The following is a 12,701-nucleotide window of genomic DNA, read 5'->3' on the forward strand; positions in this document are numbered from 1 at the left end:
AAACTGCCTATTTTCTGTATAATTTTATTATTGCTACATTATCAACAAGTGAAGCAGGCTGAAAAGCATAGCGTTTGAAAAAAATAGCTACAAAAAGCGGTATGCCGTGTGAGCACACCGCTTTTATCGTTTTTGCAGATAACCAATGATGAATCAAAGCATCGTGAGTCCCTCATTCAGCCTGTCTGCTTCTTTCTTCCAGCCGTATTCGATCAGCGATTCGTTTAGCTTGCGCGGCGGGATATATTCAAACCTTTCGGGCGGCTTAACTGTTTTGACCGCATCAAAGAAGTCCATGACCTTACTCATCCCGAGACTGTCGAGCAGCTTTGTCGTAACGGCTATTGAAATGAGGTCTTTGGGAACGGGCAGTGTTATGTCTGTTCCGGGCATTGTTATACTTACAGTATTGTTCATTGCGAGCATTTGATCGTATGCCTCGTCTATCATTTTTTCCTCGTCAGGTGTACCTGAGAATGACGGGAAAGGTATTGCCCATGTATGACCGTCGTCCATCTTCATGACGCCCGGCAGAGCATACTCTGCGCAGATGTTCAGTATCTCCTGCTTGAGTGTTGCATTTCGCCATACACTCTTGAATGTGTGACCCTTTGTCAGCATCTTCATTATCTGTCCTGACGCATCTACCGTGACCTTTTTGTTCTTGATAACAACATCTATATTGTCGCCTTCAACGAACTTTGAAAGACCCGGGACTTTCTTTTCAAGCACCTTGGTTATTGCGATCACTGCGCCCTTTACGGTCATATCAATGACGCAATTTGTCAGCGCCTTGCATAGTATCTCTGCCTGACCCATGTTTCTGTTGCTTTTATCCATTGAGAGCGTGACGGCATGGCGGCAAAAATTGATACACGATGCCAGAACAAAAAGCGTGATAAGTGAGTATGGATCGGGAAGCATAGCGAAGTTTATGAAGAGATCTTCAAAGAACGTGAATGTCGTGTCCATGAGTATCTTTATTATTGCTTGTTCATCGAGTTTGCCCATCGACCACTCCGCAGCGACGTCTTCCATGAATTTCTTTATCGCATTGGCAACAGGCTCGACATACATCGAGTTCTTTTTGAGTATCGTTATTGCGATTGCCCGAACGGTGATCGTAAACGCAATATCGTCCGCAAACTTTACCGCCTCGGCGATCATTACGCATTTATCCCAGAAAGCGGCTTCGTTCATGGCAAGCCTGAACCTCTCATGTTCAAGCTCAACGCCTATATCATACAGCCTGTGCCTGATTATAGACAGCTCTGTAGGAGAGAACCTGTGGTTGTAAAGCTCCTTTATCCACATATCGAAACGGACATCTGACAGACTTTTGATATTATAGAGAGTGATCATGTTCTTTGTAAACTCCACCTCTCTGTTCCAGCTATAGACCTCGCCGTTTCTCGGTTCGCCGATCACAAGCAGAGGAATATTGCCGCTGACAGGACTTCCGTCATGCTTTTGCACGGTCACAGCAAGCTCGCAGGAGTATTCCTTCATGGGATCGTCAGCCAACAGGACACGCTTTGGCCGCAGGCTTATATCATCGTTTTCTTCAAGAGTTATGTCGGTGCTGATGTTTTTGAGTATCTTCTTCATTTCATCGTCACGGCCAACAAGCTCAGTTGAAAGCTTCACCGGTTTCTCTGTCAGATAAACGATCGACTCGGAATCCTTTGAAGCGCCCTCTATCCTGAACGCTCCGCATATACGTATCAGCGTTTTCCTGAGATGCTCAAGCTTGTTCTCGTCTATCTCGTTGGTGTGATACTCAACGCAGGCTCTCTTGAAGCGGTCACTATCGGGATAGCTGTGACTGCAATAAGCAAAGATCCCTTCGTGATAGAATTGCACAGGTAAATAAAGCTCGCCCTTTTCGTCGTGGGAATTTGTGAGGGTGACACTGAAACCGCCGTCAACGTAAGGCTTTTCGCCGCACTTGTCATCGCTTGCGACAGTGCGGTTGTCTATTTTCAGCTCGAAGATATCATTGTCAACACGGACAGGGGTCACAGTGTACCTGCCGTTGAGAGAACCGTCAGCATTCTCATATGCCAGCTTTATGCTTTCGGCAGGATACAGGAAATTCTTCACCTTGACGTACAGCGAATAGGGTCTGCTGTCGCCGAGAAGCAGCTGTGTTTCGGGAATATCTTTATAAGTCCTCCCGAGGAATGCCGAGATATGCTCACGCCCGATACGCTCGATAAAGCCGCTGTTTGTTTTTAGCATAAGCTGAGCAGTCGGCTTGCCCATCATCCTGAATCTCACACATTCAGTCAGAATGCCGCCCTTGCCGGTGAAGATGAATTTGACAGTCAGGGGAAGTTCGTCGTCAGCCAGTACCGATGTTGCGGTATTATCGCTGATCAGCACGGCGAACCTTGCGTAGCCGTTCTGCACACCGTAAAGCTTTTTCGCCTGTACACAGCTTCGCAGCTTTTCATTGTACCTCGGCGGCAGGTCAAAGTCGATACTGATCTTCTGCGTCAGCTCGGCGTCGGTGACTCCGACCGCACTTCCGTTTTCATATTTTGCAATCCGAGCATAAAGATACACAGGTCTGCCCACAGGTATACCGTTTCCGAAATCCTTGTAGATATGCAGCTTGTAGACCGTCTTTTTCTTCCTGCTGCTCGTGACAGAAGTAGTGGCTGTGACAGCTGCTACAGCTGCACCCGTGGCAGCTGCCGCACCCTTTTTAGCGTTGTCCGAGCTGTCGTCATCTCTATGCTTTTTCTTGCCGGTGACCAACTCCTCATCTATCTCGGTACCGCTGTCCTCTCCTGCCGATTCAAGAGCGTTCCGGCTTTCATTTTGAATTATCCATGTGCTGTCATCGCTCTGACTTGAAGTGCTGTCCGAGCTGCTTTCCGTTCCGCCCTCGGCGGGGACAAGGTTTGAGTGCCATTTGTAATAGTAGTTAACATAAAAATATCCGCCGCCCATAGTAGCTTGAGCCAGATCGCCTATCCGTATCTGCATTATGTCGAAGCCTTCCTCATGCTCGGGAATAGTTCCCGAAAATGTGGCAGACCCCGATGTTTCGGTACTATTATAAAGACTTGGAAGCCCGGTCTCCAGGTCATGTGTTTTCTCGTCTTCAAAAAACTTTCTGCGTTCTTCTGTAAAGCTTTTATCCTCAAAGTGTCCTGTCGCAGCAGAAGCTTCGCATCTGAAATATATACTCGAATCCAGATCGCCCTCCGGCGTCGACCGATGAAACAGCCCCGAAACAGTCACGTCGAAATTCGTTCTGAAAGTGTCGCCGGGAGAATACTTATCCAGGGGCTTCGTAAAAGACATACTTCCGGTCATTTTGTCAGTTGTTTTCAGCCAGATATGACCGTAGCCGTTTTGAATATCGGTCTTGACGATGGTTTCCGCAGATACTTTTCCGTCGCCGCAGGTGATTTTCAGATAAGCACGATCCATATTTCCGTAATCGTCAAAGCCGGTCTTGTCCTGCACAAAGGTGTCGATATCGTAATACTCCCACCAGCCTTTGTCGATCATTTTCTCTGATGAGCCTTGATCGTTTTCCGTCACGGCAGTGACAATAAGTCCGTTGCCTGCAAATACGCATACCGCAGCCGTCAGAGAAAAAAGCCTTTTGATAAAACTCAATATAATTTTCTTCATCGCTTTGCCCTCCTTATCAGCCCGATCATTATGCGTATGACGACTGCTGACGCCGAGATAATGGCAGAGATCGCTATCGGGCTTTCGGCGTTCCAGATAGCCGCAAAGGACAGCCCTCCTGCCGAAAGTCCGGCTATTATCTTCGGGACGATCCCAATGCCTTTGCCGACTGTTCCGAAAAACGAATCAGCTATGTCAAAGGCTATCTGACCGCCTTGTGATGGGGCATTCGTCACCTGTGAGAGCTGACCGACAGCATTTCGTATCTGTGGGGCGGTCTGTGAAAAAATGTTGGCTTGTAACTGCTGTGCGACAGACTGCATAGGCTGTTGAAATGCGTTTTGTGCGGGATTTTCGGGCTTGCCGCTTACATCGGCACCGCACTTTGAGCAGCAGACTGCACCCACAAGCAAAGGCGAACCGCACTTTGCGCAAAAGCCCGAAGTCGGGACTTGCGTCTGAGCCTCGGCAGGCTTATTTTCGATGGTCGTTCCGCACTTGGAACAGAATTTAGCGTCGGGAAGCAGCTTTGCGCCGCATTGGGGACAAAAACTTGCAGACATATGTACCCCCCTCTCACCTGTAAAATGCGATATATGCGTCCGTGCCGTCCTGAAGCATCATATCCCCGACGGCGTATTCGTGACCGTTCTGCCGCCAGAAACTCCGCATCGTGACACGCTCGCCGCCCACTACTTCAAACGGACCGTTAGTCACCTGACCAGTCAGCGTCCAATTGGCGGTGATGCTGTCATCGTAGCTCTCGCCGTCTATCTCGTAGATGTAGTGTTTGACGGTCATGTCGATGTCAGTGCCCTCAATGTCGATGTAAACGTTGTTGATCTCGCGGATATACTGCTCGTCGTTTTCGGAGGTCGAGTAGACGATCATGCATTTCCAGCCGCCAGTCCACGACCCCGATTCCATGAGAAATTCCACGTCCGAGGGAGGATCCCGCACCAACCCGAACTGTCCGTAGCACCATTCAAAGTCGCTGAACGAGGGTTTTTCGTCGGTCGAATAGTTCACTGCATCCTCTTTGGCGATATCGTCCGCTGATTTGGTTGCGGCGGTGGTTGTGGGCTGATCGGTCACCGGAGCGGCTGTTGTGGTATTGGCTGCTGTAATACTCGTTGTGTTTTGTGACGTTGTGGTTTTCGTTGTGGTTGATTTTTTTGTGGTAGTTTTTTTGGTGGTAGCAGCTGACGTGTCCGCTGCTGTGGTGGTGGTTTTGGTTGTGGTGATCCCGTCAGAATCATCACTTGTTGTGGATTTTTTTGTGGTGCCTGCTGTTGTCACGGTAGTCACGATCTCCGAATCATCTTCTTTACTTTCCTTATCGACTACCGACACCGAGCTGTCCGATTTCTTCTTTCGGGACGAGCTGTCATCGTCATCTCTACCGAGCATATAACCCGGCTTGATGAACATGATGAACGATGCTATCAGCGACGCGCCAATAAACAGCGTTGTAAAAAACACCGATGCCGGGTGCTGTTCCTTCACGGGATCGGTTGAACGTATCGGCTGTTCGGGCTGAACATATACCGGCTGAATAGTTTGCTGAACCGGCTGACTATCGACCCTCTGTCGGCAGTACGCGCAGAACAGATCGCCGTCGTTGATTTGTTTTCCGCAGTTTGGACAGATCATATTTTTCACCTACCTTATTTTAAATACGCCACTATCTCGAAATTCGGCTTGCCCGTATCCTCGCAGAATGAATCGACGCAGTAATGCACCGAAACATACAGCGAGTCTTTATATGTTCCCGAGAAATACACGGCTATGACTTTTTCGTTGTAGTCATCGGGGAAGTGCGCAGTGTCCTCTGGCGGTGTCTTGTCGGCAGGCACCCAGTCGGGCGAATCCTCGATGCTCTTGCAGTACGCCTTGTACTCATCGTAGGTCACGCCGTCGATATACACGCCCGTAGTATCTCCATTGTCGACGATCTCATATACCTTATCATATCCGTCGGGCTTTGGCAGCTCGACGCCGTAGATCGTGCCGTCCCAATCGACCGTGTTGTTGGCGGTATCTTTTTTCTCGGCTTTCGGGGTATCATCATTTTCTTCTTCGGACTTTTCCTTATCCGATTTTTCAGCCTTTGAAGATTTTTCTTTAGATGAACGGCTCTTTGAGGTCTCCTCGCTGTCACGGCGCAGGAAGCCGTCCTCCTTGAATGCGAAAAATCCCGTCGTTCCGACCGCAAGCACGACTATCGCCAAGAAGAAAGCCGCGACGTTGCTCATACCCTTTTTTTCTGAAGTCTGCTGTGAGGGCTGAGGTGCCGGCTGATAGTAAAGATCCTGCTGAGGCTGTTCAAACTGATATGTCTGCGGCTGAACCTGCTGAACGTTCATCACCTGCGGTGCGCTCTCCACGCGGGTTCCGCATTTCGCACAGAATCTGATGTTATCGTCTATCCTGCTGCCGCATTTTGCGCAAAAACCTGCCATGATTATCCCTCCTTCAAGTTGGTGCAATGTGTCATGATGAACTGTCTGACGAATTCAAAGTCCTCGTCGGACACGAATATTTGATTGTGTGCGAACGGCTCGTCGAGCTTGATTGTGTTGCGCTTCGGATATGCCCTGATCCTGCGCACCTTTGAGAAGTCGGAGCTTATCTCGGTTCGCGTCATCATCTGGTATCTTACAGAAAACCTCATGGCTTTTTTCAGCCTTTCAGCCTGCCATTCGGCTTGCCGGTGGGTGATGCCGTTTTCGTCCATCTCAAACTCGGCGCAGTACTTGCCACCGATCATCAGCGAATAAACAAGACAGCCGAGCCAGACCATTGCGGTCATGCCGGCAAAGAATATCCCGCAGAATTTCAGGTCTTTCAAAATACGGTCGGCGTGTTCGATATCCGCAAGAAAAATGATCGCAAAAATGCCCGCGGAAATAACGGCGAGTATCTTCCACACGGTCAGAAAGATCATGGGATTTTTAAGAACGCTCATCTCATAAGTCCAGCGGTATTTGCCGTCTGCGTCATGAGTTAAAACAGATTGTGAAATTTTTGTCATATTCTCACTCGCATTTTGTAAATTGATTATTAAGTGTTATCTTATTATATCATAAACCAAACAATAATACAATAGTTTTAAATAAAAAAGTTAATTTTTGTATAATATCTTCCAAATCAGAGCCGTGCAGATATTGGTGAAAAGAAAAAGGTCCAGCGGCTTTGGTTGTCGCTGAACCTTTGTGTATTATCGAATATGGCTGCGGGAGGTGGGGTGTGTCCTTTTGGGGTGTTTACAGTCGTACTTGGCATCGAATGACCAAGGGTTCTTGACACCTTGATGATATCCATTTTATTCGCTATCATCTCTGATGCAAAGGAATGACGGCTTGCGTGTATCCCCTTGAACGGAAGACTATGCTTCTCGTAAAAGCCCTTGAGCCACTCATAAGGTGTTTGTATGCTCATCAGCTTGCCGTCATACTGAGTGAACAGCAAATCGTTATACTCCCAGGCACTGCCCATATTGAGTATGTATTCGTCCTGCTCCGCCTTGTACTGCCTGAGCATTTCAACCACCTCTTTAGGCACTCTGACCTTGCGGACAGAAGTGTCAGTCTTGGGTACGCCAAGATACATACCCCTTTTTCTGCTGTACTTTGCACTCTGGACGATACTCAGCTCTCCATTGTCAAGGTCGATGTTCTTCCACTCAAGACCCAGTATCTCGCCCTTACGCAAGCCCGTTGTTATCATTATATACACAAACAGCTTGTACTTGCTTTCGGGCGGATACTTGTCCATTGCTTCGAGCAGCATATCAAGCTCCTCGCTGCCGTAAAACTTCGGGGGCTTTTTGCGGCTCTTGGGATACTGGATACCCTCTGTCTGTCGCCTGCGTATCTTCAAGCGTTCCTCCTCGGCTATACTGCCAAGCACCTCAATCAGAATATTCGTGACCGTTTCAAGCACCCAGCTGTTCTCGCTATCGATATTCATAGCAGTTGTCGGGATATTCAGTATTATCACACGGATACCCCTCTGCCTGTATGGCGACGGATTGGAAATAGTTTCGCCGAAGGACATCAGAAAGGGTTTTGCAGAGGAATTGAAAAAGGTTTCAGACAAGTATTCGGATGTATAAATGACGAACAAGCCGTAGGTATATTTCTCTGAGCCCCGAACACTCAAAAAGACCGACCCACAACGGATCGGTCTTTGCTATTACTATTACTGCTTCAGGGTTCTTTTCTGCACTGCTTTATTTTGGGGTCAAATTGGGGTCAAAACTGTTTGTGATACCCCGAAACCCGCGTAATTACAGCGTTTTTCAGTCTATAGACTTCATCGTCGGGAATAATATTGTTAAACTTTTAAATCTTAGTTTTGAATGATGATCGATTCGGCCGTCATTGTACGTTGTGAGCAACCTATATTCATCGGTCTGCCGTCCCACTTTACGAACAGGCGGTCATAGTCCTGCCATTTCGTACCGAGCTTTATACGCTCCTCGTCCTGTTCCGCTTTATAATCACGGAGCATATCCATAACGCACTGAGGGAATTTCAGCGAACGCTGAGATTTCTTCGTTTTGGTGGTATCGGTGTAGATACCCTTTGAAGCGGTGTAGTTGCTCGTCCTGCGGACGCTGATAACGTTATGCTCCCGGTCAATGTCCTTCCATTCAAGACCGAGCATTTCTCCACGCCTGAATCCGCTGTATATCGCCAAAGTAAAGAAAGTACGGTATTTCAGCGGTGCAGTTTCAAGGACCTGAAAGAGCTGTGCAACTTCTTCCAAAGTGTAGATGTCCTTCTCCTTCTTCTCGCCCTTCGGAACGGTAACACGCTTGCAGGGGTTATCGGTGAGCATTTCCATCTTCACAGCGTAGCTGAACACATCGCTTATGAAGCTGAGATGATGAACGGCTGTCTTTCTCGACAGCGGTCTGCCATTTTTTCAGGCTTTTGCCGTTAAGTGCCAGATCGTTGATAAACTGCTGGATATGGCGGCTGGTGATCTTGTCAAGTCTGAGGTGTCCGATTGCAGGATACACCCTCACGGTGAGCTGTTTCATGCGCTCATAGGACGTATTTCTGAGGTTGAGTTTCGCATACTCCTCAAACCACTGCTCGGCAAAGTCCTGAAACTTCACGTTCGCCGTGACCTGACCTTTCATGCACTTGTCCTCAAAAAGAATAGCCTGCTTCTGAAGCTCTTTCTCGATCTGCTTCTTGTTCATACCGTCCGCAGGCTTCCATGTCATGGTCTGAACCACCTGATTACCTGATGTATCATATCCGCAGGAAACTCTGATCTGATAAGAGTTTCCTCTTTTTCTTATCGTAGCCATAAGTTGATGTCCTTCCTGTCAACATAGATTTTATGGCATACTCCTGTTACTCTAATGTTAGCGCACTATCGGGCTTTTGTCAAGAGTTTTTTCTATCTTTTTCGGGAGTATGCCCAAATCTATGTCCTTTGTTCTGTGGTGTTTGTGGATTTTCTGTCTGTTGCCGTTCAAACAGCGTAAAATCGCCGTTCTCAGCGTACAGAATTATCTGTTCGCTGTCTGTCCGTTGAAATAGGCAAGCAAGTCTGCCTTGTTGACAAGCATCTTGCCGTTCACGCCGTCGCCCGTCCTCAGATACGGCAGCTTACCCTGCTTGATGAGCTTGCGGACGGTGTGTTCAGACAGTCCCCTGACCGCTTCGGTGCATTCCTTGACGGTCAGCATCTCCACGACATTGGACTTGACCTCAGACACCTGTTCGGAATCATTGGCTTCGATAAAAAGAAAAAGGCTGCGTAGAGCGTATCTGCGCAACCTTTAAATTAAAACTCAAAAACTTCTTTGCGACTAATGCGCTATACCGTCGTTTCAGAGTTTTTCTTTTTCCTCAGATACGTCAAATACCTCCTATTGCAAAAATCAGCATCCAACCAGTATCGCTTTCAATGAAAACTGAGAAAACCACACCAAACAGATACCATTCTGCCGGGTGTGGTTTCTACCGGATAGACGTGTTTATCTTATCCTTGTTATTTTAAGCATTCACTTTTCGCACCAATAGCTCATTTACAATGGCACTTCCCTGCTGCCTGGTGCGTGATCTGCCGACAGAAACTCGTGTTGTTACTTTATGGTAACCGTCACTGCGTTCTTGATAGCGTTGGCAGCATCCCAATCGCCGTTTACTTTTGCTCCCACTGCGACCTTATAGCTCTTGCCGGGGGTGAGGTTCTTGGCTGAAGTGTAGCTTGTAGCCGAAGCAGGTATAGTAGTCAGTGCTCTCCACTTTCCTGCATTAAATACTACGATACCGTAGTGAGTCGCACCCTCGACAGGCGTCCATGTTAATCTGACCTGGTGGGTCTTCTCACTGTACTCAATTTTTGTGACTTTCGGGTATCTGACTGCGGGAACGATCTCTTCGGATTCGGTATAATAGTAGGTCGGCTCGGAGACTTCCTTAAAGTTCACTCTGAAATAGTCCATTGAACCGTTCATTCCATCCGCGATGAGGTAAGACGCGTCGTCGCTTACAATATCGACGGGGTCTGCCGTGATCCTGCCAGCCGCAGTTTTTGCGCCGCTGCCGCCGTTTACGACCAGCTTTGCATTATCTCCGTCAAGTATCACGCTGACAGTTGCCCAGTGACCTGCTGTATAGGCGTTTTCAGCCGTCACCGACTGCACACCGCTTCCGTTGTTGATCGAGAAGGTAATGCTTCCGTTCTCTGCGGTGAGGGACATATACTTTTCATCATCGCCGAAACGGAAGATGGTATTCCTGCGGTTGTCCCTGAGCAGGATAGCAGTCTGATAATCTGCATCGTGCAGAGCGGCATACGAACTGTCACCGACCATATAACTGTTGCCGTTGAATGTCATAACACCGTTTCCGCTTGTGAGCTTGTTGCTCCAAACAGGAGTACCGAAGTTCATGGCATAGGTCGAGGTATATGTATCACTGGCAATATGTGTACTGTCGGTATCGAACTCAAGCCCTGCATACTGTCCGTCGGTAAACGGCCTGTTCAGAGCATATCCCTCGTAGCTTGCCCAGCCGTAGATGGCGCCTTTTTGCAGATTTCTTCCCGTGTCGTCATAGTAGTCTCCGTCGGGGATAGCCTGCCCTGAAGCGCTGCCGTTGGCAAGACCGTATGCAACACCCTTGACTGTCGCATTTCCGCTGACATTATAGCTGTTGAACACAAGTCCGCTTTCAAGCACACGGGCATTACCTGAAACGACGGATTCGCCCATGACTCCCGCATAATCGGCAATTATGGCATTATCCCTGACCTTTGCTCTTTCCGCAACGACAGCATGACCTTTGACGACCGCATTACCCGAGACCTCGGCGGAGCCTGTAACGACAGCATGATCTTCGATCCTCGCGTTGCCCTTGACTGTTGCGTACCCCAGCACTCTCGCATCCTTGCCGACATAGACGGAATCATCGACTTTTGCCGTATAGGCTACAAAGCCGCCGCCGTTGGAGTGCCTTCTCCCCGATGATTCGTTCACGTTGTTACGAGTCTGCTTTATGTCAGCACCTTTGATCGTAACACCGTAGGGATAACGGTTCTTGCCAAGAAACGGCGCATGGTTCTCATCGAATTCGCCCTCGCTGAACATATACTGAACGCCATACTGCTGCCATGTATCCGAATCGGGAGTAGCTGTGACCGTCAGATATGCGGCGGAATCATTTGCGCCAAAGTCCATTGTCATTGTCTCACCCGACTTGAAAAGATCGGAATAACGTGTAGTGCCGTCCTTCTGCTCAACTGCGATACAGGCACGCCAGTCTGCGCCCTTGATGTCGGTCAGACCTTTAAGTGTTATACTTATTTTGCCTGCGGTCACTTCGAGAGGGATAACGTTCACACCGAACTGCTGAGGCGCACGCTCGGTGGGGACGGTATAGAAATCGTCCGCCTTCGTGCTCTTTTCGAGAAGTGTATAGATCTCACCCCAGTTCCATTCACCGCGGTCGAAAAGCTCCTCCATACGTCTCAGATACTCACTCTTGTGCGCAAAGTCGAGAGTCGCAAGACGCTTTGCATAGTGCCCGAGGGTATCCTTTATGTCGTTGCCCGAAAGACGTTCTATCTCGTGGTAGGGATACTCGTCGGGCTGTCCCTGCTGCATGAGATCCTTTACGAAACTGCTGCCGTAACCCTGAAGCTTGTCAGGGTTCTCGGTGAGATACTGAAGGAAGAGCCATGCAGCATAATTGTCACGCCCGATAATGGGAGTAAAGCAAAGATTCTTGTGGTATGTTTCAAAATAATCCGTTGTACCCGAAACGTTCGCCCACTGTTTGTAGTAATCGGAGTAGAGGTACTGCTCGCGGAACCAGTTTCCTATCGCTTCCCACAGAGCTCCGACATACTTGTTATTGTTCCACCCGATCTGGTGCGCAGTAACGACGTGCCCGAACTCATGCGGCAGTACCCATGACGGATTAGGTGAATTCTGCATAGCGCCCACACAGCAGAACATGAAGGCATAGCCCTGATTATCATATCCCATCCATGCCCAGTCATCAGGGAAATGAGAAATGCCGGTACCCGAAATATAGATATTGACCTTATATTCCTTTCCGTCACGCAGTCTGGTGTTGGTGGACTGGGTAGGCGGCTCCATGTGGAGCTCGTTCATGTAAACATTCCAGCACGCTTCGAGGTTTTTGGCGTTCTCCTCAAGAAATGACTGCGTTACCTTGCCAGAATCGGCACCCGTCTTGCCCCAGATGAACTGGAAGTGTTCCGACTCCCAGCGGTTGACATCATCATTCGCGCACCAGGGGTCGCGGGTACTCAAAGACGTTACCGCCTCTGAAACGAGACTGTAAGGTGCTGCGGTAAGTACGGATGACATTATCAGACCTGCTGATCCAACTGCTGTCATTCTTTTAAATAGATTTGACATTCATATTCCTCCCGAATCATTATTTGCATTTCAAATAATTAATCTGAATTACAATAATATAATACACCAAAACAAGACCGCTTACAATTGCAAAAATAATCAAATATATTGCAATTTCAATTGTAAATGACAA

The 12,701-nt window shown here is 48.4% G+C and carries 8 protein-coding genes and 1 pseudogene; all 9 read right to left on the reverse strand.

All coding sequences use genetic code 11. The features are described from left to right. Positions 1–153 precede the first annotated feature (153 nt). A complete protein-coding gene (locus tag BT142_RS13135) occupies positions 154–3,651 on the reverse strand; it encodes a hypothetical protein (protein ID WP_072418647.1) in 3,498 nt (1,165 codons plus the stop codon). After that, positions 3,648–4,214 (reverse strand): zinc-ribbon domain-containing protein, encoded by a 567-nt coding sequence (locus BT142_RS13140; RefSeq protein WP_072418648.1) that lies wholly within the window; start codon positions 4,212–4,214, stop codon positions 3,648–3,650. The genes BT142_RS13135 and BT142_RS13140 overlap by 4 nt, the downstream gene beginning before the upstream one ends. A 13-nt stretch (positions 4,215–4,227) precedes the next feature. Then, positions 4,228–5,304 carry a zinc ribbon domain-containing protein gene (locus tag BT142_RS13145; RefSeq protein ID WP_072418649.1) on the reverse strand — a complete coding sequence of 359 codons (1,077 nt, stop codon included), beginning with the start codon at positions 5,302–5,304 and terminating at the stop codon, positions 4,228–4,230. A gap of 14 nt (positions 5,305–5,318) precedes the next feature. Next, entirely contained in the window at positions 5,319–6,113 is a 795-nt protein-coding gene (locus BT142_RS13150; RefSeq protein ID WP_072418650.1) for a zinc ribbon domain-containing protein, read from the reverse strand. A 2-nt stretch (positions 6,114–6,115) separates the two neighbouring features. After that, entirely contained in the window at positions 6,116–6,685 is a 570-nt protein-coding gene (locus BT142_RS13155) for a hypothetical protein (protein WP_139275804.1), read from the reverse strand. 116 nt (positions 6,686–6,801) lie between these two features. Then, positions 6,802–7,653, reverse strand: coding sequence for a site-specific integrase (locus BT142_RS13160; protein ID WP_072418652.1), 852 nt, complete (start codon positions 7,651–7,653; stop codon positions 6,802–6,804). 405 nt (positions 7,654–8,058) lie between these two features. Next, positions 8,059–8,977, reverse strand: a pseudogene (locus tag BT142_RS13165) (tyrosine-type recombinase/integrase); the annotation flags it as partial. Between the two features lie 204 nt (positions 8,978–9,181). After that, positions 9,182–9,391 carry a helix-turn-helix domain-containing protein gene (locus BT142_RS13170; RefSeq protein ID WP_347497675.1) on the reverse strand — a complete coding sequence of 70 codons (210 nt, stop codon included), beginning with the start codon at positions 9,389–9,391 and terminating at the stop codon, positions 9,182–9,184. 369 nt (positions 9,392–9,760) lie between these two features. Further along, positions 9,761–12,568, reverse strand: coding sequence for a DUF6055 domain-containing protein (locus tag BT142_RS13175; RefSeq protein WP_084659476.1), 2,808 nt, complete (start codon positions 12,566–12,568; stop codon positions 9,761–9,763). Between the last annotated feature and the right edge of the window lie 133 nt (positions 12,569–12,701).

The organism is Ruminococcus sp. YE71 (assembly GCF_900119155.1).
Classification (GTDB): domain Bacteria; phylum Bacillota; class Clostridia; order Oscillospirales; family Ruminococcaceae; genus YE71.